Annotated in this window: 22 protein-coding genes and 1 pseudogene; 9 read left to right on the top strand and 14 right to left on the bottom strand. The window is 64.1% G+C overall.

Annotated elements, in window-relative coordinates; translation table 11 throughout:
* Nucleotides 1-2: 2 nt before the first annotated feature.
* Nucleotides 3-890 (bottom strand): LysR family transcriptional regulator, encoded by an 888-nt coding sequence (locus M5G11_RS11650; RefSeq protein WP_273912923.1) that lies wholly within the window; start codon nucleotides 888-890, stop codon nucleotides 3-5.
* A 136-nt stretch (nucleotides 891-1,026) separates the two neighbouring features.
* Here M5G11_RS11650 and M5G11_RS11645 point away from each other — a divergent pair.
* Both M5G11_RS11645 and M5G11_RS11640 read left to right on the top strand, forming a co-directional pair.
* A pseudogene (locus M5G11_RS11645) lies at nucleotides 1,027-2,669 on the top strand (GMC family oxidoreductase).
* 111 nt (nucleotides 2,670-2,780) lie between these two features.
* A complete protein-coding gene (locus tag M5G11_RS11640) occupies nucleotides 2,781-4,403 on the top strand; it encodes an MFS transporter (RefSeq protein ID WP_273912924.1) in 1,623 nt (540 codons plus the stop codon).
* Between the two features lie 169 nt (nucleotides 4,404-4,572).
* Here the strand turns inward: M5G11_RS11640 and M5G11_RS11635 are convergent, their stop codons facing one another.
* From M5G11_RS11635 to glyQ, 4 genes are read right to left on the bottom strand one after another with little or no spacing between them, the layout of a single operon-like run.
* Nucleotides 4,573-5,343, bottom strand: a complete 771-nt coding sequence (locus M5G11_RS11635) for a lysophospholipid acyltransferase family protein (RefSeq protein ID WP_273912925.1) — start codon at nucleotides 5,341-5,343, stop codon at nucleotides 4,573-4,575.
* Between the two features lie 56 nt (nucleotides 5,344-5,399).
* Nucleotides 5,400-5,945: a D-glycero-beta-D-manno-heptose 1,7-bisphosphate 7-phosphatase gene (gene gmhB / locus M5G11_RS11630; protein ID WP_273912927.1), complete on the bottom strand. Its 546-nt coding sequence runs from the start codon at nucleotides 5,943-5,945 to the stop codon at nucleotides 5,400-5,402.
* Nucleotides 5,946-5,948: 3 nt separating this feature from the next.
* On the bottom strand, nucleotides 5,949-8,003 hold the full coding sequence (gene glyS, locus M5G11_RS11625; protein WP_273912928.1) for a glycine--tRNA ligase subunit beta: 2,055 nt from the start codon (nucleotides 8,001-8,003) through the stop codon (nucleotides 5,949-5,951).
* Nucleotides 8,000-8,947: a glycine--tRNA ligase subunit alpha gene (gene glyQ / locus M5G11_RS11620; RefSeq protein WP_273912929.1), complete on the bottom strand. Its 948-nt coding sequence runs from the start codon at nucleotides 8,945-8,947 to the stop codon at nucleotides 8,000-8,002. The genes glyS and glyQ overlap by 4 nt, the downstream gene beginning before the upstream one ends.
* Nucleotides 8,948-9,029: 82 nt before the next feature.
* Here glyQ and M5G11_RS11615 point away from each other — a divergent pair, with 82 nt between their 5' ends.
* Both M5G11_RS11615 and M5G11_RS11610 read left to right on the top strand, forming a co-directional pair.
* The gene (locus tag M5G11_RS11615) at nucleotides 9,030-9,581 is read left to right on the top strand and encodes a DNA-3-methyladenine glycosylase I (RefSeq protein WP_273912930.1); all 552 of its coding nucleotides are present in this window, start codon (nucleotides 9,030-9,032) and stop codon (nucleotides 9,579-9,581) included.
* A gap of 39 nt (nucleotides 9,582-9,620) precedes the next feature.
* The gene (locus M5G11_RS11610; RefSeq protein ID WP_273912931.1) at nucleotides 9,621-10,508 is read left to right on the top strand and encodes a lysophospholipid acyltransferase; all 888 of its coding nucleotides are present in this window, start codon (nucleotides 9,621-9,623) and stop codon (nucleotides 10,506-10,508) included.
* Nucleotides 10,509-10,593: 85 nt separating this feature from the next.
* Here the strand turns inward: M5G11_RS11610 and M5G11_RS11605 are convergent, their stop codons facing one another.
* Genes M5G11_RS11605 through def form a run of 5 tightly spaced genes read right to left on the bottom strand, consistent with a single transcriptional unit; the run spans nucleotide 10,594 to nucleotide 15,122 of the window.
* Entirely contained in the window at nucleotides 10,594-10,908 is a 315-nt protein-coding gene (locus M5G11_RS11605) for a hypothetical protein (RefSeq protein WP_273912932.1), read from the bottom strand.
* Nucleotides 10,909-10,919: 11 nt separating this feature from the next.
* The gene (gene trkA, locus M5G11_RS11600; RefSeq protein WP_273912933.1) at nucleotides 10,920-12,293 is read right to left on the bottom strand and encodes a Trk system potassium transporter TrkA; all 1,374 of its coding nucleotides are present in this window, start codon (nucleotides 12,291-12,293) and stop codon (nucleotides 10,920-10,922) included.
* A gap of 18 nt (nucleotides 12,294-12,311) precedes the next feature.
* Nucleotides 12,312-13,628 (bottom strand): 16S rRNA (cytosine(967)-C(5))-methyltransferase RsmB, encoded by a 1,317-nt coding sequence (gene rsmB, locus M5G11_RS11595; protein ID WP_273912934.1) that lies wholly within the window; start codon nucleotides 13,626-13,628, stop codon nucleotides 12,312-12,314.
* Nucleotides 13,625-14,557, bottom strand: coding sequence for a methionyl-tRNA formyltransferase (gene fmt, locus M5G11_RS11590; protein ID WP_273912935.1), 933 nt, complete (start codon nucleotides 14,555-14,557; stop codon nucleotides 13,625-13,627). The genes rsmB and fmt overlap by 4 nt, the downstream gene beginning before the upstream one ends.
* 58 nt (nucleotides 14,558-14,615) lie before the next feature.
* Entirely contained in the window at nucleotides 14,616-15,122 is a 507-nt protein-coding gene (gene def / locus M5G11_RS11585; RefSeq protein ID WP_273912936.1) for a peptide deformylase, read from the bottom strand.
* Nucleotides 15,123-15,331: 209 nt separating this feature from the next.
* Between def and dprA the strand changes: the two genes are divergently transcribed.
* Both dprA and tsaC read left to right on the top strand, forming a co-directional pair.
* Nucleotides 15,332-16,429: a DNA-processing protein DprA gene (gene dprA, locus M5G11_RS11580; RefSeq protein ID WP_273912937.1), complete on the top strand. Its 1,098-nt coding sequence runs from the start codon at nucleotides 15,332-15,334 to the stop codon at nucleotides 16,427-16,429.
* A gap of 42 nt (nucleotides 16,430-16,471) precedes the next feature.
* A complete protein-coding gene (gene tsaC, locus M5G11_RS11575; protein WP_273912938.1) occupies nucleotides 16,472-17,029 on the top strand; it encodes an L-threonylcarbamoyladenylate synthase type 1 TsaC in 558 nt (185 codons plus the stop codon).
* Nucleotides 17,030-17,174: 145 nt separating this feature from the next.
* Here tsaC and M5G11_RS11570 read toward each other — a convergent pair whose 3' ends face one another.
* Nucleotides 17,175-18,152, bottom strand: a complete 978-nt coding sequence (locus M5G11_RS11570; protein WP_273912939.1) for an NADPH:quinone reductase — start codon at nucleotides 18,150-18,152, stop codon at nucleotides 17,175-17,177.
* A gap of 156 nt (nucleotides 18,153-18,308) precedes the next feature.
* Between M5G11_RS11570 and hemF the strand changes: the two genes are divergently transcribed.
* On the top strand, nucleotides 18,309-19,235 hold the full coding sequence (gene hemF, locus M5G11_RS11565; protein WP_273912940.1) for an oxygen-dependent coproporphyrinogen oxidase: 927 nt from the start codon (nucleotides 18,309-18,311) through the stop codon (nucleotides 19,233-19,235).
* 36 nt (nucleotides 19,236-19,271) lie between these two features.
* Nucleotides 19,272-20,096, top strand: a complete 825-nt coding sequence (aroE, locus tag M5G11_RS11560; protein ID WP_273912941.1) for a shikimate dehydrogenase — start codon at nucleotides 19,272-19,274, stop codon at nucleotides 20,094-20,096.
* A 36-nt stretch (nucleotides 20,097-20,132) separates the two neighbouring features.
* Here aroE and M5G11_RS11555 read toward each other — a convergent pair whose 3' ends face one another.
* A complete protein-coding gene (locus M5G11_RS11555) occupies nucleotides 20,133-21,704 on the bottom strand; it encodes a SulP family inorganic anion transporter (protein WP_273912942.1) in 1,572 nt (523 codons plus the stop codon).
* Nucleotides 21,705-21,812: 108 nt separating this feature from the next.
* Here M5G11_RS11555 and M5G11_RS11550 point away from each other — a divergent pair, with 108 nt between their 5' ends.
* On the top strand, nucleotides 21,813-22,142 hold the full coding sequence (locus M5G11_RS11550) for a DOPA 4,5-dioxygenase family protein (protein WP_273912943.1): 330 nt from the start codon (nucleotides 21,813-21,815) through the stop codon (nucleotides 22,140-22,142).
* A gap of 136 nt (nucleotides 22,143-22,278) precedes the next feature.
* On the opposite strand, the gene trpA is transcribed toward M5G11_RS11550, so the two are convergent.
* Both trpA and trpB read right to left on the bottom strand, forming a co-directional pair.
* Complete coding sequence (gene trpA, locus M5G11_RS11545) at nucleotides 22,279-23,091, bottom strand: tryptophan synthase subunit alpha (protein ID WP_273912944.1); 813 nt, start codon at nucleotides 23,089-23,091, stop codon at nucleotides 22,279-22,281.
* Nucleotides 23,088-24,305, bottom strand: coding sequence for a tryptophan synthase subunit beta (gene trpB, locus M5G11_RS11540; RefSeq protein WP_273912945.1), 1,218 nt, complete (start codon nucleotides 24,303-24,305; stop codon nucleotides 23,088-23,090). The genes trpA and trpB overlap by 4 nt, the downstream gene beginning before the upstream one ends.
* Between the last annotated feature and the right edge of the window lie 28 nt (nucleotides 24,306-24,333).

The raw sequence follows: 24,333 nt of genomic DNA, 5'->3' as shown, positions 1-24,333 counted from the left end.
GGCTATTCGCCGAGCAGTTCATCCTGCTCGTCTGCGCACAGCCCCAGCAGATAGTCCCACACCACCCGCAGGCGCACTGACTTGTGCAGTTCGCGGCGGGTACTGATCCAGTAGCTGCGCTGGATGGTTTCGCTGGGCAGGATGCGCACCAGCCCCGGGTCGTGCCGGGCCATGTAGTTGGGCAGCACGGCAATCCCCAGCCCGGCGCGGGCGGCATGCTGCTGGGCGATCACGCTGGTGCTGCGAAACGCCACGTTCGGCGAGCGGCAGAAGCTGTTGAGGAACAACAGTTCCTGGCTGAACAGCAGGTCATCGACGTAGCCGATCCAACTGTGCCGGGCCAGGTCATCACGGCTGTTCAGCGCTGGCGCCTGCAACAGGTACGCCGGGCTGGCGTAGAGCGCCAGCCGATAGTCAGTGAGCTTGCGGGTTATCAACAGGTCGGCGTTGGGCCGGTCCAGGTGAATGCTGATCTCGGCCTCGCGGTTGATTATGCTGACAAAGCGCGGTACCGCCACCAACTCCACCTCCAGCCCTGGGTAGCGATCAAACAGGCCGCCCATGCGCGGGGTGAAGAACATGATGCCGATGCCTTCGGTCACGCCAAGGCGAATTTTGCCCAGCGGGGTGATGGCCTGGGTGATCTCTTCCTGGGCCAGCAAGGCGACGTTTTCCATCGCCTCGGCATGCTTGAGCAGGGCCTGGCCAGACGGCGTCAGCGCGTAGCCCTGGGCATGCTGGACGAATAGCGCAGTGCCCAGGCTCTGCTCGATGCTCTCGATATGCCGGGCCACGGTGCTATGGGTGGTGTTGAGCCGCTTGGCCGCCGTGAGGAGCCGGCCACTGCGCTGCAACTCGAGAAAAAACCGCAGATCGTTCCAGTCGAACATGCTTTTCCTTGTGAATCAGAGGTTCACCTGCGTTGTGTTAAAACGCACAGCAGTTGCGTGAAATCTAACGTTTTCAACCCGAAAATAATCAATAACACTGGCTGGGACAAGAACAATAATCAGGCGCGAGGTCCGTATGGCATCAGCCGATCATGTGTACGACTACGTGGTAGTCGGTGCCGGCCCTGCTGGCTGTCTGCTCGCCAACCGGCTTTGCGCCGACCCTGCCTGCCGTGTGCTGCTGCTCGAAGCCGGCGGTCGCGACAACTACCCCTGGATTCACATTCCGGTGGGCTACCTCTATTGCATTGGCAACCCTCGCACCGACTGGTGCTTCAAGACCGAAGCGCAACCGGGCCTCAACGGGCGCAGCCTGGGCTATCCACGGGGCAAGGTGCTTGGTGGCTGTTCATCGATCAACGGCATGATCTACATGCGTGGCCAGGCCAGCGACTACGACCGCTGGGCTGAGCAAGGCAACCCCGGCTGGGCCTGGGAGGATGTGCTGCCACTGTTCAAAGCCAGCGAGCGGCACTATGCCGGCAACAGCGACGTGCATGGCGCGGATGGCGGGTTGAGCAGCAACGTTATTCCTGGGACATCCTCGACGCCTTCCGCGAGGCTGCGGCACAAAGCGGCATCGATACGGTCAGCGACTTCAACGGTGGCAGCAATGAAGGCTGTGGATACTTTCAGGTCAACCAGCGTTCCGGCGTGCGCTGGAATGCCTCCAAAGCCTTTCTGCGACCGGCCCTGAAACGCCCGAACCTGACCCTGCTGACCGGCGTCGAAGTCGACAAGGTGCTGCTCGAGCAAGGCCGGGCGAGCGCCGTGTTGGCACGCTGGCAAGGTGCCGAACATCAGTTTGCTGCGCGCCGCGAGATCATTCTCTGCGCAGGCGCCATCGGCTCACCGAACATTCTCCAGCGTTCCGGCATCGGCCCACGGCCGCTGCTCGAGCGCCTGGGGATTGCCGTCAAACACGAGCTGCCCGGTGTTGGCGGCAACCTGCAGGACCACCTGCAACTGCGCCTGATCTATCAGGTCAGCAACGTGCGTACGCTCAACCAGGTGGCCAACAGCCTGTGGGGCAAGCTGGGCATGGGCCTGCGTTATCTGTATGACCGCAGCGGCCCGCTGGCCATGGCCCCAAGCCAACTGGGCGCATTTGTCCGCTCCGGCCCGGAGCAGGCCACGCCCAACCTCGAATACCACGTGCAACCGCTGTCGCTGGAGCGCTTTGGCGAGCCGCTGCACCGCTTCCCGGCGTTCACCGCCTCGGTGTGCAACCTGCGCCCGGTCAGCCGTGGGCGTGTGGATATTCGTTCGGCGAACCCGGCCGATGCGCCGTTGATCGACCCCAACTACCTGAGCGAGCCGCAAGATCTGCAAGTGGCAGCCGCAGCCATCCGCCTGACCCGGCAGATCGTCCAGTCTCCTGCCCTGGCGCCGTTCGCCCCGCGCGAGTACCTGCCGGGCGCTGCCTTGCACACTGAAGAGGAGCTGCAACAGGCTGCCGGGCAGATCGGCACGACGATCTTCCACCCGGTCGGCACCTGCCGCATGGGCAACGGGCCAATGGACGTGGTCGATGCACAACTGCGGGTGCATGGCGTGCCGGGGCTGCGCATTGCCGACGCCTCGATCATGCCGTTCATCGTTTCCGGCAATACCTGCTCGCCTACGGTGATGATCGCCGAGAAGGCCGCGCAATTGATCCGACAGTCATCGGCCGAACCTACCAACCACAACGGTAAAGCAGCGATAGCGACGCCCTGAGCCTGGCGCGGGCGGCGTGGCAACAGTGGCACCGGCAGCGGTCGGCCGGTGTCGACAGTGGAACAACAACAATAATCACTGTGCCCCGCGGGGGCCGAGAGGACAGCAACGATGTCAGAGACCCTTCAAGAGCAGGGCGCTGCGCCGGCGGTCAACAGTCGTCGGGAAGAACGCAAGATCATTTTCGCGTCATCCCTCGGGACGGTTTTCGAGTGGTATGACTTTTTTCTCTACGGGGCATTGGCCGCCGTCATCAGCAAGCAGTTCTTCGCCGGGGTCAACGACACCACGGCGTTCATCTTTGCGCTGATGGCATTTGCTGCCGGGTTCCTCGTGCGGCCTTTCGGGGCCTTGGTGTTCGGTCGCCTGGGCGACATGATCGGGCGCAAGTACACCTTCCTGGTGACCATCGTGCTGATGGGCATTTCCACCTTTGCCGTCGGCTTGCTACCGACCTACGCCAGTATCGGCATTGCTGCGCCGATCATCCTGGTGGTGCTGCGCATGCTGCAAGGGCTGGCGCTGGGCGGTGAATACGGCGGTGCGGCCACCTATGTGGCCGAGCATGCGCCGCACGGCAAGCGCGGCTTCCACACCGGCTTCATCCAGTCCACCGCGACCCTCGGCCTGCTGCTGTCGCTATTGGTGGTGCTGGGCAGCCGCTACATCAGTGGTGATCAATTCGAAGTCTGGGGCTGGCGCCTGCCGTTCCTGCTGTCGATCGTGCTGCTGGCCATCTCCACCTGGATCCGCATGAGCATGCACGAGTCCCCGGCCTTCGTGAAAATGAAGGCCCAGGGCAAGGCGAGCAAGTCGCCGATCCGCGAGTCGTTTGGCTCCTGGCCGAACCTCAAAGTGGTGCTGACGGCCCTGTTCAGCATCAACGCCGGCCAGGCGGTGACCTTCTACACCGCGCAGTTCTACGTGTTGTTCTTCATGACCCAGATGCTCAAGGTGGACCCGGCCCAGGCCAATACCCTGCTGATCATCAGCGTGGTGATCGGCGCGCCGTTCTTCGTGTTCTTCGGCTGGTTGTCGGACCGCATCGGGCGCAAGCCGATCCTCATGCTCGGCCTGCTGCTGGCCACCGTACTGTACTTCCCGCTGTTCAAGGCGCTGAGCCATTACGCCAACCCGCAAATCGACGCCGCCAGCCGCCAGGCGCCCATTGTGGTGATGGCAGACCCCAAAGGCTGCACCTTCCAGTTCGACCCGGTAGGCAAGGCGCGTTTCGACAGCCCGTGCGACAAGATCAAGACCTTCCTGGTCAAGCAGGGCCTGCCGTACAGCTCGGCATCGACCACAGGCTCCAGCGACGTGGTGGTGAGCATTGGCGAAACCCGCATCAACGGGTTCGACGAAGCTGCCATGCGCGCCGCCATCGAAAAGGCCGGCTACCCGTCCAAGGCCGACCCGAGCAGCGTCAACCAGCCGATGGTGGTGCTGTTGATCGTGGCGATGATCCTGATCGCGACCATGACCTACGGCCCGCTGGCCGCAGTGATGGTCGAGCTGTTCCCGACGCGCATCCGCTACACCTCGATGTCGCTGCCGTATCACATCGGCAACGGCTGGTTCGGCGGCTTCCTGCCCACCGTGTCGTTCGCCCTGGTGGTCTACACCGGGGATATCTTCTACGGCCTCTGGTACCCGGTACTGATCACCGGGGGCAGCTTGATCGTCGGGCTGTTCTGCCTGAAAGAGACCCGCGATGTGGACATCGACAAGGTCTGAGCAACGGGCACAAAAAAACCGGCGTAAAAGCCGGTTTTTTTATTGCGCAAAAAACTTATGCACGATTTTTCGAAAACAGCCATACAGAGAAATAAGTAGCTAAATTAATAACTTAGCGAGTTTTTCTGTGAAAAATCCAAATACTGTACACACGTTATCCACAGATCGGTCAGGTGACCGGTTGCGAGGCATTCGGGGCTGGCGCCGGCAGCGAACCGAGGTCGCGCTGGGTCTGCTCGTTCCAGGCAGCGGCGCGCTCGTTCAGCTCGGCGATGGCGCGTGGGCCAGTGCCTTCTGCGTACATCGGCGCACCGATGACCACCTCGATGGTGCCCGCACGCTTGGCCCAGCCTTCTTTCGGCCAGTACTTGCCGGCGTTGTGCGCAATCGGCAGCAGCGGCAGCTCGGCGTTGACCGCCAAGGCTGCGCCACTGCGCGAGAACTTGCCGATCTGCCCGAACGGCACACGGGTGCCTTCCGGGAAAATCAGTACCCAGACACCGTCCTTGAGCAGGCGATCGCCCTTGCTGGCGACTTGCTTGAGCGCGGCTTTCGGGTTGTCACGGTCAATACCGATAGGCCGCAGCATGGCCATCGCCCAGCCGAAGAACGGCACGTACAGCAGTTCGCGCTTGAGCACCTGGCTCAAGGGCTGGAAATAGGCAGACAGGAAGAAGGTTTCCCAGGTGCTTTGGTGGTTGGACAGGATCACGCAGGGTTGCTTGGGGATATTCTCCGCCCCGCTGACCTTGACCTTGATATTCAGGAACACGCGCACCAGCACCAGTGCGAAACGGCACCAGTAGACGTTGATGAAGCGATAACGGGCGCGGAACGACAAAAACGGCGCAATGAAAAAGCTCAGGGTGCACCAGAGCAACGCGCTGGTACCCAGCAGCAGGTAAAAAAGAAAGATTCTGATCGCCTGCAGGATCGACATAGCGGCATGTACCGTTGCGGGCTCGCCCGCCTATATACAGGGCACCTGGAGAGTCTTCAGGCGTCCTGATGATTGTGGATAAGTGCCCTGGCGACAGCAGCCAGGTCCTCGAACACCAGGGTACCTTCCGGCAGCCCCTTGCTCAGGGTCGTTTGCCCCTTGCCGGTTTTTACCAGAACGGGTTGTGCATCGACGGCTTTGGCGGCTTCCAGGTCACCCTTGCTGTCACCGACGAACCATATACCGACCAGATCGGCCGCATAATGTTCGCCAATGCTGCGCAACATGCCCGGTTTCGGCTTGCGGCAAGCGCAGCCTTCATCCGGGCCATGCGGGCAATACACCACCAGGCCCACCTCACCGCCCTGCTCGGCGACCAGCTCGCGCAAGCGCGCGTGCATGGCGTCGAGGGTGGCCAGGCTGTAATAGCCGCGCGCGATGCCGGACTGGTTGGTGGCGATGGCCACCGTCCAGCCGGCTTTGCTCAACTGCGCGATCGCCTCGATCGAGCCCGGAATGGGGATCCACTCCTCCAGCGACTTGATGTAGGCGTCGGAGTCCTGGTTGATCACTCCGTCACGATCGAGAATCAGCAGTTTCAAGGCTTACCCCAGCAGCGAGATGTCGGCAACGCCCAGGAACAGACCGCGCAGGCGGCTGAGCAAGGCATAGCGGTTGGCTCGCACGTTGGCGTCTTCGGCGTTGACCATCACCGCCTCGAAGAACGCGTCGACCGGTTCGCGCAGGGCCGCCAGGCGTGCCAGCGTTTCGCTGTACTGACGCGCGGCAGCCATTGGCTGCACGGCCTGGTCGGCTTGCTGGATGGCCGAGTACAGCGAGAACTCGTTGGCATTGTCGAAGTACTTCGGCTCGACGTTGGCAGCGATGGCGCCTTCAGCTTTGCTCAGCAGGTTCGACACGCGCTTGTTCACTGCGGCCAGGGCCGCCGCTTCCGGCAGTTGGCGGAAGGCCTGAACGGCCTGTACGCGCTGGTCGAAGTCCAGGGCAGAGCCCGGCTTCAGTGCACGCACCGACAGGTAGGTGGCAACGTCGATACCTTCGTCTTCATAACGCGCACGCAGGCGGTCAAAGACGAATTCCTGCACCTGGTCGGCCAGGCCTGCGGCTTTGACCTGGGAACCGAACTGGGCCACGGCAAATTCCACGGCGTCATTCAGGTTCAGGTCCAGCTGCTTCTCGATCAGGATACGCAGCACGCCCAGGGCCGCGCGACGCAGGGCGTAGGGGTCTTTGCTGCCGGTTGGCAGCATGCCGATACCGAAGATGCCGACCAGGGTGTCGAGCTTGTCGGCAATGGCCACGGCCGCACCGGTCAGGGTCGACGGCAGCTCGGCGCCAGCACCGCGCGGCATGTACTGCTCGTTCAGGGCCAGGGCGACGTCTTGCGGCTCGCCATCGTTGAGCGCGTAGTAGTAACCGGCAACACCCTGCATTTCAGGGAACTCGCCGACCATCTCGGTGGCCAGGTCGCACTTGGACAGCAGGCCGGCGCGGGCTGCGCGCGGGGCGTCGCCGCCAATGCGCTGGGCGATGAACGCGGCCAGCTTGGCCACGCGCTCGGCCTTGTCGTAGACGCTGCCCAGCTGGGCCTGGAACACCACGTTCTTGAGGCGTTCGTTGAAGCTTTCCAGCGGCTGCTTCTTGTCTTGCTTGAAGAAGAACTCGGCGTCGGTCAGGCGCGGGCGCACGACCTTCTCGTTGCCTTCGACGATCTGTTTCGGGTCGCGGCTCTCGATGTTGGCCACGGTGATGAAGCGCGGCAGTAGCTTGCCGTCGACGTCCAGCAGGCAGAAGTACTTCTGGTTGTCCTGCATGGTGGTGATCAGGGCTTCCTGCGGCACTTCAAGGAAACGCTCCTCGAACGAGCACACCAGCGGCACTGGCCACTCGACCAGCGCGGTCACTTCATCGAGCAGCGCCGGCGGCACGATGGCAGTGCCTTCCTGCTGCATGGCCAGCTCGGCGGTACGCTTGCTGATGATCTCGCGACGCTCGGCGAAATCGGCCAGCACGTAGGCTTTGCGCAGGTCTTCGAGGTAGTTCGCCGGGGCGCTGATGCGCACGTCTTCTGGGTGGTGGAAGCGGTGGCCACGCGAGTCGCGACCGGCTTTCTGGGCAAGGATGGTGCAGTCGACGACGGTGTCACCGAGCAGCATGACCAGCCACTGGGTTGGCCGTACGAACTCTTCCTTGCGTGCACCCCAACGCATGCGTTTGGGGATCGGCAGGTCGTTCAGCGAGTCTTCGACGATGGTCGGCAGCAGGCTGGCGGTGGCCTTGCCCGGGATGTGCTGGGAGAAACGCAGCTTCGGGCCGCTCTGGTCGATTTCCGACAGCTCTACGCCGCACTTCTTGGCGAAGCCAAGGGCCGCTTGGGTCGGATTGCCTTCGGCGTCGAATGCCGCCTGGCGGGGTGGGCCGTCAACGTTGATGCTGCGGTCTGGCTGCTGGGTGTCGAGCTGGCTGATCAGCACGGCCAGGCGACGCGGCGCGGCATAGACCTGCTTGGCGGTGTAGTTCAGGCCAGCGGCCTGCAGGCCTTTCTCGATACCGGCGAGGAAGGCATCGCCCAGGGCGCCCAGGGCTTTTGGCGGCAGTTCTTCGGTGCCCAGTTCAACCAGGAAATCTTGAGCACTCATTGTGCAGCCTCCAGCTTGGCCAATACTTCATCACGCAGTTCAGGGGTCGCCATCGGGAAGCCCAGCTTGGCGCGGGCCATCAGGTAGCTTTGCGCAACGGCCCGGGCCAGGGTCCGTACACGCAGGATGTATTGCTGGCGCGCGGTTACCGAGATGGCGCGACGGGCGTCGAGCAGGTTGAAGGTGTGCGAGGCCTTCAGGACCATTTCATAGGTCGGCAGCGGCAGTTCCAGCTCGATCAGGCGGTTCGCTTCGCTTTCGTAGAAGTCGAACAGTTCGAACAGCTTCTCGACGTTGGCGTGTTCGAAGTTGTAGGTCGACTGCTCCACTTCGTTCTGGTGGAACACGTCGCCGTAGGTCACCACGCCGAACGGGCCATCGGTCCAGACCAGGTCGTAGACCGAGTCCACGCCTTGCAGGTACATGGCCAGGCGCTCGAGGCCGTAGGTGATTTCACCGGTAACCGGCATGCATTCGATGCCGCCTACTTGCTGGAAGTAGGTGAACTGGGTGACTTCCATGCCATTGAGCCAGATTTCCCAGCCCAGGCCCCAGGCGCCGAGGGTCGGCGATTCCCAGTTGTCTTCGACGAAGCGCACGTCGTGCACCAGCGGATCGAGGCCGATGGCCTTCAGCGAGCCCAGGTACAGTTCCTGGAAGTTCGCCGGGTTCGGCTTGAGCACCACCTGGAACTGGTAGTAGTGCTGCAGGCGGTTCGGGTTTTCGCCATAGCGACCGTCAGCCGGGCGACGGCTCGGTTGCACGTAGGCGGCGTTCCAGTTTTCCGGGCCGATGGCGCGCAGGAACGTGGCGGTATGGAAAGTGCCGGCGCCTACTTCCATATCGTAGGGCTGAAGTACCACGCAACCTTGCTCGGCCCAGTAGTTCTGCAGGGCGAGGATCAAGTCTTGGAAGGTACGCACGGCTGGCGTAGGCTGGCTCACGAAATTCACCTGTTTCTAGGGCTGCGAATATAAAGAGCGGGAGTATAACCCGATTCGCCTGAGCCTCTACCCTTGGAGCCTTATGCCACGTTGCTTTTGGTGTACCGACGATCCGTTGTACCAGGCTTACCACGACCAGGAATGGGGCACGCCGCAGCGCGACCCGCAGCAGCTGTTCGAAATGCTGCTGCTCGAAGGCTTCCAGGCCGGGCTGTCGTGGATCACCGTGCTGAAAAAGCGTGAGCGTTACCGTGAAGTGCTGTTCGGCTTCGACCCGCAGCGCCTGGCCGAGATGACTGACGAGGAGATCGAGGAGCGCATGCTCGACCCCGGCATCATTCGCAACCGTCTCAAGCTCAACGCCGCGCGGCGCAATGCGCGGGCCTGGCTGGCGCTGGAGCAGCCGGGGCAATGGCTGTGGTCGTTCGTTGGCGGGCAGCCGAAGATCAATCATTTTATCGGGCGCAGCGAGGTGCCGGCGGTGACGGCTGAAGCCGAAGCCATGAGCAAGGCCCTGCGCAAAACCGGCTTCACGTTTGTCGGGCCGACCATCTGCTACGCCTTCATGCAGGCCACCGGCATGGTCATGGACCACACCACCGATTGTGATCGGTACGCCGCATTGCTGCGCTGATGGTTACAATAGCCGGCTTGCAGAAAGAGGAATCAGCCTGTGGATAAGTTCAAGGGCGCCTTGATGGTCGGGGCGTTGCGATTGTTTGCCAAGCTGCCGTGGGGCGCAGTCCAGCGTGTTGGCGCGGCGATTGGCTGGCTGATGTGGAAGCTGCCGAACAGCTCCCGCGAGGTGGTACGGATCAACCTGGCCAAGTGTTTCCCCGAGATGGACCCGGCGGCGCGCGAGCAGTTGGTGGGGCGCACGCTGATGGACATCGGCAAGTCGTTCACCGAAAGCGCCTGCGCCTGGATCTGGCCGGCGCAGCGCTCGCTCGACCTGGTGCGCGAGGTCGAAGGCCTGGACGTGCTCAAGGAGGCGCTGGCCTCTGGCAAGGGCGTGGTCGGGATCACCAGCCACCTGGGCAACTGGGAAGTGCTCAACCACTTCTATTGCAGCCAGTGCAAACCGATCATTTTCTACCGTCCGCCCAAGTTGAAGGCGGTGGATGATTTGCTCCGCGAGCAGCGGGTGCAACTGGGCAACCGCGTGGCGGCGTCGACCAAGGAAGGCATCCTGAGCATCATCAAGGAAGTGCGCCGGGGTGGCCAGGTGGGAATTCCGGCCGACCCGGAGCCTGCGGAGTCGGCGGGGATCTTCGTGCCGTTCTTTGCCACCAAGGCACTGACCAGCAAGTTCGTGCCGAACATGCTGTCGGGCGGTAAAGCGGTGGGGGTGTTCCTGCATGCGCTGCGGCTGCCGGATGGTTCCGGTTTCAAGGTGATCCTGGAGGCAGCGCCTGAGGCGATGTACAGCGAAGATACCGAGACCTCGGCGGCGGCCATGAGCCAGGTGGTCGAGCGTTATGTGCGCGAGTACCCGAGCCAGTACATGTGGAGCATGAAGCGCTTCAAGAAGCGTCCGGCGGGCGAAGAGCGCTGGTACTGAGGGCCTCATCGCCGGCAAGGCCGGCTCCCACAGGGTAGAGCATCCACCCTGGCCACTGTGGGAGCCGGCCTTGCCGGCGATGGCTTCACTGCACGGCTTTATCCAACTTCTTCAGAAACACCGTCATCTCTTTCTCGGCCTGCTTGTCGCCATGCGCCCTGGCCGCTTCCAGCCCCTGCTCCCAGGCCAGCCGCGCCGCCGCCTTGTCGCCCTGCAACTGATGCGCCTTGCCCAGCAGTTTCCACGCCGCCGAATACTTCGGGTCGAACTCGACACAACGGCGCAAATGCACCGCCGCCTCGCCACCGTTGCCCTCATCCAGCCAGGCCTTGCCCAGGCCGAAGCGCAACAGCGAGTTATCCACACCCTTGGCCAGCATCCTCTCCAGCGATTCGCGCATGACTCGTCCTCTTAGAAGAAGCTCAACCCTACATGGAACAGCTTCTCGACGTCACGGATCTGCTTTTTATCCACAACGAAGAGAATCACATGGTCGCCTGCCTCGATCACCGTGTCGTCGTGGGCAATCAACACTTCCTCGGCGCGGATGATCGCACCGATGGTCGTGCCCGGCGGCAGGGCGATGTCTTCGATGGCCCGGCCAATCACCTTGCTCGACTTCGAGTCACCATGGGCCACTGCCTCGATGGCCTCCGCCGCGCCACGGCGCAGCGAGTGCACGCTGACGATATCGCCACGGCGTACGTGCGCCAGCAAGGTGCCAATGGTCGCCAGCTGCGGGCTGATGGCGATGTCGATCTCGCCGCCCTGCACCAGGTCGACATAGGCCGGGTTGTTGATGATGGTCATCACCTTGCGCGCGCCCAGGCGCTTGGCCAGCAGCGAGGACATGATGTTGGCTTCGTCATCGTTGGTCAGGGCCAGGAAGATGTCCGCCTCGGCGATGTTCTCTTCGAGCATCAGGTCACGGTCCGAAGCACTGCCCTGCAGCACCACGGTGCTGTCCAGGGTGTCGGAGAGGTAGCGACAGCGTGCCGGGTTCATCTCGATGATCTTCACCTGGTAGCGGCTTTCAATGGCCTCGGCCAGGCGCTCGCCGATCTGCCCGCCACCGGCGATGACGATGCGCTTGTTGGTTTCATCCAACCGGCGCATCTCGCCCATCACCGCGCGGATGTTGGCCTTGGCGGCAATGAAGAACACTTCGTCGTCAGCTTCGATCACCGTGTCGCCCTGGGGCAGGATCGGCCGGTCGCGGCGGAAGATCGCGGCCACGCGGGTATCGACGTTGGGCATGTGCTCGCGGATCTGGCGCAACTGCTGGCCAACCAGCGGGCCGCCGTAATAGGCCTTCACCGCCACCAGCTGGGCCTTGCCCTCGGCGAAGTCGATTACCTGCAAGGCGCCCGGATGCTCGATCAGGCGCTTGATGTAGTTGGTCACCACCTGCTCGGGGCTGATCAGCACGTCGACCGGGATGGCATCGTTGTCGAACAGCCCGGCGCGGGTCAGGTAGGCCGCTTCGCGCACGCGGGCGATTTTGGTCGGGGTGTGGAACAGGGTGTAGGCGACCTGGCAGGCGACCATGTTGGTCTCGTCACTGTTGGTCACCGCCACCAGCATGTCGGCGTCGTCGGCACCGGCCTGGCGCAACACGGTCGGGAACGAGGCGCGGCCCTGGACGGTGCGGATGTCCAGGCGGTCGCCGAGGTCGCGCAGGCGGTCGCCATCGGTGTCGACCACGGTGATGTCGTTGGCTTCACTGGCCAGGTGCTCGGCCAGTGTGCCGCCGACCTGCCCTGCGCCGAGGATGATGATTTTCATCCGCTGTTCCTTCCGTTGTTATTGTTGGCCGCGCGCGGCGGCAATCTTGATCAGCTTGGCGTAGTAGAAACCGTCGTGCCCGCCTTCCTGGGCCAGCAGCTGGCGGCCATGTGGCTGGCGGATGCCGGCCTGGGTCGCGAGGTCCAGTTCGCGCGCGCCAGGGGTGCGGGCGAGGAAGGCTTCGATCACTTCGGTGTTCTCGGTCGGCAGCGTCGAACAGGTGGCGTAGAGCAGCATGCCGCCCACTTCCAGGGTCGGCCACAGGGCGTCGAGCAGCTCGCCTTGCAGGCTGGCGAGTGCGGCGATGTCGTCGGGTTGGCGAGTCAGCTTGATGTCCGGGTGCCGGCGGATCACCCCGGTGGCCGAACACGGCGCGTCGAGCAGGATGCGCTGGAAACCTTTGCCGTTCCACCAGGTGGCGGTGTCGCGGGCATCGCAGGCGATCAGTTCGGCGTCCAGGCCCAGGCGGTCGAGGTTCTCGCGCACACGGGTCAGGCGCTTGGCTTCCAGGTCGATGGCCACCACGCTGCCCAGGCCGGCTTCGGCTTCCAGCAGGTGGCAGGTCTTGCCGCCTGGCGCGCAGCAGGCGTCCAGCACGCGTTGGCCGGGGGCCAGTTCGAGCAGGTCGGCAGCCAGTTGCGCGGCTTCGTCCTGCACGCTGATCCAGCCCTGCTCGAAACCGGGCAGGCCGCGTACGTCGCAAGGTTCGGCAAGGACGATGCCGTCGCGACTGAAGGTGCACGGCTGGGCCTGGATACCCGCCTCGGCCAGCAGGCCGAGATAGGCATCACGGCTGTGATGGCGGCGGTTGACCCGCAGGATCATCGGCGGGTGGGCGTTGTTGGCGGCGCAGATGGCTTCCCACTGCTCAGGCCAGAACGCCTTCAGCGATTTTTGCAGCCAGCGCGGGTGCGCGGTGCGCACCACCGGGTCGCGTTCCAGCTCGGCAAAGATCTCCTCGCTCTCGCGCTGGGCCCGACGCAGCACGGCGTTGAGCAGGGCCTTGGCCCAGGGCTTTTTCAGCTTGTCGGCGCAGCCAACCGTTTCGCCGATGGCGGCGTGGGCCGGGATGCGCGTGTACAGCAGCTGATACAGGCCGACCAGCATCAGCGCCTGGACATCGGCATCGGCGGCCTTGAACGGCTTTTGCAGCAGGCGTTCGGCCAGCGCCGACAGCCGAGGCTGCCAGCGCGCGGTGCCGAATGCCAGGTCCTGGGTGAGGCCACGGTCGCGGGCCTCGACCTTGTCCAGCTGGGTCGGCAGTGAACTGTTCAGCGAAGCCTTGCCGCTGAGCACAGCGGCAAGGGCACGGGCAGCGGCCAGACGCGGGTTCATTGGCCAAGCACCGTGCCGGTGGCGAATTTCTCGCGACGGCTGTTGAACAGGTCGCTGAAGTTCAGCGCCTTGCCACCCGGCAGTTGCAGGCGGGTCAGGCACAGGGCCTGTTCACCGCAGGCGACGATCAGGCCGTCCTTGCTGGCAGAAAGAATTTCGCCCGGCGCACCCTGGCCGTCGGCCAAGGTCGCGGCCAGCACTTTCAGGGCTTCGCCATTGAGCGTGCTGTGGCAGATCGGCCACGGGTTGAAGGCGCGCACCAGGCGCTCCAGCTCGACCGCCGGGCGTGCCCAGTCGATGCGTGCTTCGTCCTTGTTCAGCTTGTGCGCGTAGGTGGCCAGGGCGTCGTCCTGCACCTCCCCGTGCAGGGTGCCGGCGGCCAGGCCGGCGATGGCTTCGAGCACCGCAGGCGGGCCCATTTCGGCCAAACGATCATGCAGGCTGCCACCGGTGTCGCTGGCGCTGATCGGGGTGCAGACCTTGAGCAGCATCGGCCCGGTATCCAGGCCGGCTTCCATGCGCATCACGGTCACGCCGCTCTCGGCGTCGCCCGCTTGCACTGCGCGCTGGATCGGCGCGGCACCACGCCAGCGTGGCAGCAGCGAGGCGTGGCTGTTGATGCAGCCCAGGCGCGGGATATCCAGCACCGCCTGTGGCAGGATCAGCCCGTAGGCGACTACCACCATCAGGTCCGGCTTGAGCGCGGCCAGTTCGGCTTGTGCGTCGGCATTGCGCAGCGTCGGCGGTTGCAGCACCGGGATGGCGTGTTCCAGCGCCAGTTGCTTGACCGGGCTGGGCATCAGCTTCTGGCCACGTCCGGCCGGACGGTCCGGTTGGGTGTACACCGCGACGATTTCATAAGGGCTGGCCAGCAGGGCCTTGAGGTGTTCGGCGGCAAACTCGGGGGTGCCCGCGAAGACGATGCGCATGGAGTTCTCGCTTAAAAAGAAAAAGGCTTGCCGGGGCAAGCCTTTCTGGATGAGGGGATCACGCTTGCTGGCGGTGCTGCTTTTCCAGCTTCTTCTTGATCCGGTCGCGTTTGAGCGTGGACAGGTAATCGACGAACAGCTTGCCGTTGAGGTGGTCGCACTCGTGCTGGATGCACACCGCCAGCAGGCCTTCGGCGATCAGCTCGTAGGGCTTGCCGTCGCGGTCCAGTGCCTTGACCTTGACCCGTACCGGGCGGTCGACGTTCTCGTAGAAGCCGGGCACCGACAGGCAGCCTTCCTGGTACTGGTCCATGTCCTCGGTGAGGGGCTCCAGTTCCGGGTTGATGAAGACCCGCGGTTCACTGCGGTCTTCGCTCAGGTCCATGACCACGACACGCTGGTGCACGTTGACCTGCGTGGCCGCGAGGCCAATGCCAGGGGCCTCGTACATGGTTTCAAACATGTCGTCGATCAACTGACGAATCGAGTCGTCCACGTCCGTCACCGGTTTGGCGAGGGTGCGCAGGCGCGCGTCGGGGAATTCGAGGATGTTCAAAATGGCCATAAGCGTATGAGCTGCACTGTGCGATGAGTAACAAACATGAATGCACATAATAAAGGGATTCGGCGCATTCGGCACCTGCCAAAAGGTTGGCTAGGGTTTCAAGGGTAGTTGACGGCCGCATTTCATGGACAGGTTGTCAAAGTATTATCAACAGAGTTATCCACAGGTTGTTGCGCTGGGGTAACGGTTTTGCGATCAAGGATGATCCTATGTCAGCCCAGCTCTCTTCGGCCTGTTCACCGGCCGAGCTCGAAGCGCGTTTGCGCCTGCATCGTTTGCCCGACATCGGCCCACGACGATTTCTTACACTGCTCCAGGCCTTCGGCAGTGCCTCGGCGGCGCTTAGCGCGCCGGCCTCGGCGTGGCGCGCGCTGGGCCTGTCGGCGAGCAGCGCCGAGGCGCGCCGAAGCCCGCTGGTGCGCGATGGCGCAGCCGCTGCAATGGCCTGGCTAGAGCGCCCCGACCAGCATTTGCTGATGTGGGACGAGCCCGCCTACCCAGCATTGTTGGCTGAATTGAATGATGCCCCACCGCTGCTTTTCATCGCCGGAAATCCGGCGCTTTTGGAAAAACCACAGTTGGCGATCGTAGGTAGCCGTCGTGCTTCACGTCCGGCCCTGGACACCGCCGCAGCGTTTGCCCGCACCCTCGCCCAGGCCGGATTCGTCATCACCAGTGGCCTGGCGCTGGGGGTGGATGGGGCGGCGCACCAGGCGGCATTGGCGGCGGGTGGGCAGACGATTGGCGTGCTCGGCACGGGCTTGGAAAAACTTTATCCACAGCGCCATCGCGCCCTCGCGAGTGCCATGGCGGCGCAAGGCAGCGCGGTGATCTCGGAGTTTCCATTGGATGCCGGGCCGGTGGCCGCCAACTTTCCCCGGCGCAACCGCATCATCAGTGGCTTGTCGCTGGGCGTACTGGTGGTTGAGGCGAGCCTGGCCAGTGGTTCGCTGATTACCGCGCGGCTGGCGGCCGAGCAAGGGCGCGAGGTGTATGCGATCCCCGGGTCCATTCATCATCCGGGGGCCAAGGGCTGTCATCAGCTGATTCGCGATGGTGCGCTGCTGGTGGAGAACATCGAACAGATCCTCGAAAGCCTGCGTGGCTGGCAGAATCTGGCGCCTGCCACCGCCTGTGCACCGGCGCACCCCCTGCTGGCGCTGTTGCTGGCGGCGCCGCAGACCAGCGAGGGCTTGGCACGCTCCAGCGGGCAGCCGTTGTCCCAGGTGCTGGCAAGCCTGACCGAGCTGGAGCTCGACGGGCGCGTGTGCAATGAAGCTGGGCGTTGGTTTGCCCGGCCGGGCTAAGTACACTGCTCACCAGCAGCCTTAATACGCGGAGTGACAGCAATGGTGAGCAGTTGGCGTGTGCAACAAGCCGCACGCGAGATTCGGGCAGGTGCGGTGATTGCCTATCCGACCGAGGCGGTCTGGGGCCTGGGCTGTGACCCGTGGAACGAAGAGGCGGTCGACCGCTTGCTGGCAATCAAGTCACGCTCTGTGGATAAGGGGCTGATCCTGATTGCCGACAATATCCGCCAGTTCGACTTTTTGTTCGAAGACTTTCCGCAAACCTGGATGGACCGCATGGCCAGCACCTGGCCTGGGCCCAACACCTGGTTGGTGCCGCACCAGAACCTGTTGCCGGAATGGGTGACCGGGGTGCATGACACGGTGGCGCTGCGGGTCAGTGATCACCCGGTGGTGCGCGACTTGTGTGCGTTGGTGGGGCCGTTGATTTCGACCTCGGCCAACCCCCAGGGCCGGCCGGCGGCCAAGACCCGTCTGCGCGTGGAGCAGTATTTCCGCGGGCAGCTGGATGTGGTGCTGGGTGGCGCGCTGGGTGGCAGGAAGCATCCGAGCGTGATTCGCAACCTGGCCACGGGTGAGGTGGTGCGGGCGGGGTAAAAACAGCGATATCTTGCTGGCTTTTGTGCAAGCCAACGGCCTTGCACAAAACTCTGTGGGAGCTGGGCTTGCCAGCGATCGGGTGCAAAGCACCCGCAAAGCATCGCCGGCAAGGCCGGCTCCCACAGGGGTATTGCCCTCTATTTCAAGGTATCAGCACCGTAGACCCCACTGTCCGCCGTGCCGACAGCTCGATCTGCGCCTTGGCCGCTTCACCCAGTGGATAAGTTTGCTGGATATCCACAGTCAGCTTGCCGCTGGCGATCATCGCAAACAGTTCATCGGCCATCGCCTGGGTGTTCTGCGCGTTGTTCGCATAACTCGCCAAGGTCGGTCGGGTGACATACAGCGAACCCTTCTGCGCAAGAATCCCCAGGTTCACCCCGGTCACCGCCCCCGAAGCATTGCCGAAGCTGACCATCAGGCCACGCGGCGCCAGGCAATCGAGCGAGGTGAGCCAGGTGTCCTGCCCCACGCCGTCGTACACCACCGGGCATTTCTTGCCGTCGGTCAGTTCCAGCACCCGCTGGGCCACGTCTTCATGGCTGTAGTCGATGGTCGCCCAGGCGCCCAGCTTTTTGGCCCGCTCGGCCTTTTCCGGCGAGCTGACGGTGCCGATCAACTTCGCCCCGAGCGCCTTGGCCCATTGGCAGGCCAGCGAGCCGACACCCCCGGCCGCCGCATGGAACAAAATGATATCCCCGGCCTTCACTGCATACGTCTGGCGCAGCAGGTATTGCACGGTCAAACCCTTGAGCATCACCGCCGCGGCCTGTTGGTAGCTGATGCTGTCGGGCAGCTTCACCAGGTTGGCCGCCGGCAGCACATGCACCTCGCTGTACGCCCCCAGCGGGCCGCCGCCATAGGCCACGCGATCGCCGACTTTCAGGTGCGTGACGCCCTCGCCCAGCGCTTCGACATCCCCGGCCCCTTCGGTGCCCAGGCCTGACGGCAGTGACGGTGCCGGGTACAGCCCGCTGCGAAAATAGGTGTCGATGAAATTCAGACCAATCGCCCGGTTGCGCACGCGCACTTGCTGCGGGCCCGGTGCGGCGGGTTCGAAGTCGACCAGTTGAAGCACCTCGGGGCCGCCTGGCTGGCTGAACTGGATACGCTTGGCCATCTGCACACTCCTGTCACGTTCGGTGGAAAAGCCCTATCGGACGCCTTTGCTTGATCGCCGTCAACTGCGGGGCCCCCGCCCCCGGTGGTATGCTACGCGCCGAATTTGTAGCCGGCCCCCGCCTGGCCCGGCCTTAGCCCGTTTCAAGGTGAACTGATGACTAGCCGCACCGAAGCCGTTAAAGCCTACCTGCTCGACCTGCAAGACCGCATTTGCGCCGCCCTGGAACGCGAAGACGGCGCCGCCCGTTTCGTCGAGGACGCCTGGACGCGCGAAGCCGGTGGTGGGGGGCGCACGCGGGTGATTGGCGATGGCCAGGTCATCGAGAAAGGCGGGGTGAATTTCTCCCACGTCTTCGGCACCGGCCTGCCGCCGTCGGCCAGCGCCCACCGGCCAGAGCTGGCCGGGCGTGGTTTCGAAGCCCTGGGCGTGTCGCTGGTGATCCACCCGCACAACCCGCATGTGCCGACCTCCCACGCCAACGTGCGTTTCTTCATCGCCGAGAAGGAAGGTGAAGAGGCGGTCTGGTGGTTCGGCGGCGGCTTCGACCTGACCCCGTACTACGCCAACGAAGAAGACTGCATCCACTGGCACCGCGTGGCCGAGCGCGCCTGTGCACCGTTCGGTGCCGACGTGTACCCGCGCTACAAGGCCTGGTGCGACCGCTACTTCCACCTCAAGCACCGTGGCGAGCCGCGTGGCATCGGCGGCCTGTTCTTCGACGACCTGAACGAATGGGACTTCGACACCTGCTTCGCTTTCATGCGCGCTATCGGCGATGCCTATATCGAGGCCTACCTGCCGATTGTGCAACGCCGCAAGGCCGAGGCCTACAGCGCCAAGCAGCGTGAATTCCAGGAGTTCCGCCGTGGCCGCTATGTTGAATTCAACCTGGTGTACGACCGTGGCACGCTGTTCGGCCTGCAATCGGGCGGGCGCACCGAGTCGATCCTCATGTCGCTGCCACCACAGGTGCGTTGGGGGTACGATTGGAAGGCCGAGCCTGGCAGTGAAGAAGCGCGCCTGACCGATTACTTCCTGCAAGACCGTGACTGGCTGGGCCTGGAACAGGCTGGCAACTGATCCCTTGTGGATAACTCGACTTCAGGAAGTGCGTGAATGGACCAGTACGTTGTATTCGGCAACCCGATCGGCCACAGCAAGTCGCCGTTGATCCATCGCCTGTTCGCCGCGCAGACCGGCCAGCAGCTGGAATACGACACCCTGCTGGCGCCGCTGGACGATTTCACTCCGTGTGCCCTGGGCTTCTTCAAGCAGGGCCTGGGCGCCAACGTCACGGTACCGTTCAAGGAAGAGGCCTATCGCCTGGTCGACAGCCTTACCCCGCGCGCAAAGCGTGCCGGGGCGGTGAATACCCTGAGCAAACTGGCGGATGGTGGCCTGCAAGGCGACAACACCGACGGTGCCGGGCTGGTGCGCGACCTGACGGTGAATGCCGGGGTCGAACTGGCCGGCAAGCGCATTTTGCTGCTGGGTGCCGGTGGTGCGGTGCGTGGGGTGCTGGAGCCGATTCTGGCGCATCGGCCGGCATCCCTGGTGATCGCCAACCGTACCGTGGAGAAGGCCGAGCAACTGGCGCGCGAGTTCGCCGACCTGGGGCCGGTGGCGGCCAGCGGGTTCAGCTGGCTCGAGGAGCCGGTGGACTTGATCATCAATGCGACGTCGGCGAGCCTGGCCGGTGAGTTGCCGCCGATTTCGGCGAGCCTGATCCAGCCGGGTGTCACGGTCTGCTACGACATGATGTATGGCAAGGAGCCGACGCCGTTTTGCCGTTGGGCCACCGAGCACGGTGCGGCGCAGGTGCTGGATGGCTTGGGCATGTTGGCGGAGCAGGCGGCGGAAGCCTTCTTTGTCTGGCGCGGGGTGCGGCCGGATACGCGGCCGGTGCTGGATGAACTTCGTCGGCAGTTGGCGCGGGGCTAAGCCTCGGGGCCCCATCGCGGGGCCGGTACAGACAACTCATTCCTCAAACCGGATCGGACACTCCCCCGGCCCTTCCAGCTTGTACAACTCCTCCACCACCTGCGGCCGCGCCCGGCGCAAGGTCAGGCTGCGGTCCTGGCGGCGCAAGCGACGCGCTTCCTGGTGCAGCATCTCCACCCCTGAATAGTCGATGAAGTTGATCTGCCGCGCATCGATCACCACTTCCTGCGCCTGGCAGCGTTGCAGGCGCACCTGCAAATAGTGGCTGGCGCCAAAGAAGATCGAGCCATACACCCGCAGCACATCCGCCTCGCCCTCCCGCGATTGCTGCACGCGCGGCTGCGACGTGCGCTTGAGGTAGAAGAACAGCGACGCCAGCACCCCGGCATAGATCGCCGTCTGCAACTCCAGCAGCAAAGTGGCGACAAAGGTCAGGCTCATCACCAGGAACTCCGGCCGACTGACCCGCAGCAGCGCCCGTATCGCCCGATGGTCCACCAGCCCCCAGCAAATCAACAGAATGCTCCCGGCCATCGCCGCAATCGGGATATGCGCAATCAGGCGGGCCCCGGCCAGCGCAAACAAGGTCACCCACAGCGCCGAGAACACCCCGGCCAAGGGCGAGCGCGCACCCGCGTCATAACTCAGCCCCGAGCGGGTGAACGACCCTGAAGACAGGTACCCCGAGCAGAACGCCCCGGCGATGTTCGACAGGCCCTGGGCGCGGATTTCCTGGTTGGCGTCGATCAACTGTTCCGAACGGATCGACAGCGAGCGGGCAATCGACAGGCTGGTGACCAGCCCCAGCATGCCCACCGCCACCGCACTGGGCAGCAGCTTGAGGATCAGTTCCAGGTCCAGCAGCGGCAGCGGGCTCAGTGGCGGCAACTGGCCGACAAATGCCGGTACCCGCGCTACGTGACCAAACACCGATGGCAGCAGCCACGCCAACGCGCTGGCCACTGCCAGACTTATCAACAGGGCTGGCCAGCGCGGCAACAGCAGCTTGATCGCCAAGCCCACCAGTAAGGTGCCCAGCCCCAGCAGCAACGACGGCAGGTCCACTTCACCGGCGTGTTCGAGCAGGCTTTGCAGGGTTTTCAGTGCCGTGGCCTGGCTGTCCAGGTCCAGCCCCATCAGGTTCGGCAACTGCCCCAGGGCAATCACCACGGCGGCGCCGAGGGTGAAGCCGAGCACCACCGAGTGCGAAACGAAGTTTACCAGCGCGCCAAAGCGCAGCATGCCCAGCAGCCACTGGAAGACCCCGGCGATGAAGGTCAGCAGCAGGATCAGGGTGATGTAGTCGTCGCTGCCGGTAACCGCCATCGGGCTGACGCTGGCATACAGCACAATGGAGATGGCTGCCGTCGGCCCACAGATCAGGTGCCACGACGAGCCCCACAGGCAAGCGATCAGCACCGGCACGATGGCCGCGTACAGCCCGTATTCGGCGGGCAGCCCGGCGATCAATGCGTAGGCGATGGATTGCGGCAGGGCGAGGATGGCCCCGCTCAGCCCGACCAGCAGGTCGCGGCGCACGCTGGCCGGCGTCTGCCGGGGCAGCCAGGCAAGGAAAGGCAGCAGTCGGTGGCGATCAGGCCAGGCCATGGGCGCTCTCTGGGTTGGAGGTTGCCTGGTCAGGGTGCGGGAGCGAGCGGCAAGCCGCAAGCGGCGTTATAGTCGTGCGGGTGAACAGCGTTGAATTCAGGAGTGAGTGTGCAGAGGATCAAGGGCTACCACGCCCACGTCTATTACGATGCGTCGACCATGGAGCAGGCGCGGCAATTGTGTGAGGAGGCGGCGCAGCTGTTTCCGGTGACCATGGGGCGCATGCACCAGAAACCGGTGGGGCCGCACCCGGACTGGAGCTGCCAGTTGGCGTTCGGGCCGGAGGTCATCGGGGTGGTGTTGCCGTGGCTGGCGCTGTTCCGGCGCGGCCTGGTGGTGTTCCTGCACCCGCTGACCGGGGATGAACTGGCGGACCACCGGGATTTCGCGATCTGGATGGGGGCGGTGCGGCCGTTGAAGCTGTCGATGTTCGAGTAGACCCATTCGATTACTGTCAAACCTGACCTGTGGGAGCCGGCCTTGCCGGCGATGGGGCCAGCATGGACCCTAGAGACGTTGTGACGGCCTCATCGCCGGCAAGGCCGGCTCCCACAGGAATACACATATGCAGGGGTTAGGCCTTGCGCGCCCCGCGAACACCCTCGGCGAGTGCCGAGCACAGCGCGAGCACATCGCCCACGGCTTGCTCTTCACTCTTCGCTTGGGCGATCTTGTCGACCAGCGCCGAGCCGACCACCACGCCCTCAGCCAGCCGCGCAATCGCCGCCGCCTGCTCAGGGGTGCGAATGCCGAAACCGACACTCACCGGCAGATCGGTATGCCGACGCAGCCGCGCAATCGCTTCGCTGACATGCTCGGTGGTCGCCGAACCGGCACCGGTCACACCCGCTACCGAGACGTAGTACACAAAGCCTGAACTGCGCTCCAGCACCCGTGGCAGACGCACATCATCGGTGGTCGGCGTGGTCAGGCGAATGAAGTCGATGCCCGCCGCCTGCGCTGGCGCCGCCAGCTCGGCGTCGTGCTCCGGCGGCAGGTCGACGATGATCAGGCCGTCCACCCCGGCGTCCTTGGCCTGGGCCACGAACGCCTCGACGCCAAAGCGATGGATCGGGTTGTAGTAGCCCATCAACACGATTGGCGTGGTCTGGTTGCCGACCCGGAACTCGCGCACCATCTGCAGGGTTTTCGCCAGGGTCTGCCCGGCTTCCAGCGCCCGCAGGGTCGCCAGCTGGATGGCCACGCCATCGGCCATCGGGTCGGTGAACGGCATGCCCAGCTCGATCACGTCGGCGCCAGCCGCCGGCAAGCCCTTGAGGATCGCCAGCGAGGCGTCGTAGCCCGGGTCGCCAGCAGTGACGAAGGTAACCAGCGCCGCGCGGCCTTCGGCCTTCAGCTCGGCGAAACGGTGTTCAAGACGGCTCATGCCTGCTTCTCCTGCGCGGCCATATGGCTCATTACGGTTTGCATGTCTTTGTCGCCACGCCCGGACAGGCACACCACCATCAGGTGATCCTTGGGCAGGGTCGGTGCGCGCTTGATGGCTTCGGCCAGGGCGTGGGAGGTTTCCAGCGCCGGGATGATGCCTTCCAGGCGGCAGGTGGTATGGAACGCCGCCAACGCTTCGTCGTCGGTGATGCTGACGTAGTCGACGCGCTTGATCTCGTGCAACCAGGCGTGTTCCGGGCCGATGCCGGGATAGTCCAGGCCGGCGGAAATCGAGTGGGCGTCGGTGATCTGGCCGTCCTCGTCCTGCAGCAGGTAGGTGCGGTTGCCGTGCAACACACCTGGTACGCCGCCGTTCAGGCTGGCCGCGTGCTTGTCGGTGTCGACGCCATGGCCACCGGCTTCGACGCCGATGATCTGTACGCTCTGGTCATCGAGGAAATCATGAAACAGGCCCATGGCGTTGGAGCCGCCGCCGACGCAGGCGACCAGGCTGTCGGGCAGGCGCCCTTCCTTGGCGAACAGCTGCTCGCGGGTTTCCTTGCCGATGATCGACTGGAAGTCGCGCACCATCGCCGGGTAAGGGTGCGGGCCGGCCACGGTGCCGATCAGGTAGAAGGTGTCGTCGACGTTGGTTACCCAGTCGCGCAACGCTTCGTTCATGGCGTCCTTGAGGGTGCCGGTGCCGGCAGTGACCGGGACGATTTCAGCGCCCAGCAACTTCATGCGGAACACGTTGGCCTGCTGGCGCTCGATGTCGGTGGCGCCCATGTAGATCACGCAAGGCAGGCCGAAACGTGCGGCCACGGTGGCGGTGGCCACGCCGTGCATGCCGGCGCCGGTTTCGGCGATCAGGCGTTTCTTGCCCATGCGCTTGGCCAGCAGCACCTGGCCGATGCAGTTGTTCACCTTGTGCGCGCCAGTGTGGTTGAGCTCTTCACGCTTGAAGAAGATCTTCGCGCCACCGCAGTGCTCGGTCAGGCGCTCGGCGAAGTACAGCGGGTTTGGCCGGCCAATGTAATCGCGCTGGAAGTAGGCCAGCTGCTCGAGAAATTCCGGGTCGGCCTTGGCCGCTTCGTATTCGCGGGCCAGGTCGAGTACCAGCGGCATCAGGGTTTCTGCCACGTAACGGCCGCCAAATGCGCCAAACAGGCCGTTGGCGTCGGGGCCGCTGCGAAGGTTGGTCTGGGTCATGGGTCGCTCCAGGGCGTGGTATGGGCTG

It is taken from the genome of Pseudomonas fontis, from assembly GCF_028656955.1.
GTDB lineage: Bacteria > Pseudomonadota > Gammaproteobacteria > Pseudomonadales > Pseudomonadaceae > Aquipseudomonas > Aquipseudomonas fontis.
Note: the sequence above shows the minus strand (reverse complement) of the source record. Positions and strands in the feature narration are given on the sequence as shown.

Coding starts and splice junctions, on each gene's coding strand:
- M5G11_RS11650 (WP_273912923.1), bottom strand. CDS start 890: ATGTTCGACTGGAACGATCTGCGGTTTTTTCTCGAGTTGCAGCGCAGT.
- M5G11_RS11640 (WP_273912924.1), top strand. CDS start 2,781: ATGTCAGAGACCCTTCAAGAGCAGGGCGCTGCGCCGGCGGTCAACAGT.
- M5G11_RS11635 (WP_273912925.1), bottom strand. CDS start 5,343: ATGTCGATCCTGCAGGCGATCAGAATCTTTCTTTTTTACCTGCTGCTG.
- glyS (WP_273912928.1), bottom strand. CDS start 8,003: ATGAGTGCTCAAGATTTCCTGGTTGAACTGGGCACCGAAGAACTGCCG.
- M5G11_RS11615 (WP_273912930.1), top strand. CDS start 9,030: ATGCCACGTTGCTTTTGGTGTACCGACGATCCGTTGTACCAGGCTTAC.
- M5G11_RS11605 (WP_273912932.1), bottom strand. CDS start 10,908: ATGCGCGAATCGCTGGAGAGGATGCTGGCCAAGGGTGTGGATAACTCG.
- trkA (WP_273912933.1), bottom strand. CDS start 12,293: ATGAAAATCATCATCCTCGGCGCAGGGCAGGTCGGCGGCACACTGGCC.
- rsmB (WP_273912934.1), bottom strand. CDS start 13,628: ATGAACCCGCGTCTGGCCGCTGCCCGTGCCCTTGCCGCTGTGCTCAGC.
- fmt (WP_273912935.1), bottom strand. CDS start 14,557: ATGCGCATCGTCTTCGCGGGCACCCCCGAGTTTGCCGCCGAACACCTC.
- def (WP_273912936.1), bottom strand. CDS start 15,122: ATGGCCATTTTGAACATCCTCGAATTCCCCGACGCGCGCCTGCGCACC.
- dprA (WP_273912937.1), top strand. CDS start 15,332: ATGTCAGCCCAGCTCTCTTCGGCCTGTTCACCGGCCGAGCTCGAAGCG.
- tsaC (WP_273912938.1), top strand. CDS start 16,472: ATGGTGAGCAGTTGGCGTGTGCAACAAGCCGCACGCGAGATTCGGGCA.
- M5G11_RS11570 (WP_273912939.1), bottom strand. CDS start 18,152: ATGGCCAAGCGTATCCAGTTCAGCCAGCCAGGCGGCCCCGAGGTGCTT.
- hemF (WP_273912940.1), top strand. CDS start 18,309: ATGACTAGCCGCACCGAAGCCGTTAAAGCCTACCTGCTCGACCTGCAA.
- aroE (WP_273912941.1), top strand. CDS start 19,272: ATGGACCAGTACGTTGTATTCGGCAACCCGATCGGCCACAGCAAGTCG.
- M5G11_RS11555 (WP_273912942.1), bottom strand. CDS start 21,704: ATGGCCTGGCCTGATCGCCACCGACTGCTGCCTTTCCTTGCCTGGCTG.
- trpA (WP_273912944.1), bottom strand. CDS start 23,091: ATGAGCCGTCTTGAACACCGTTTCGCCGAGCTGAAGGCCGAAGGCCGC.
- trpB (WP_273912945.1), bottom strand. CDS start 24,305: ATGACCCAGACCAACCTTCGCAGCGGCCCCGACGCCAACGGCCTGTTT.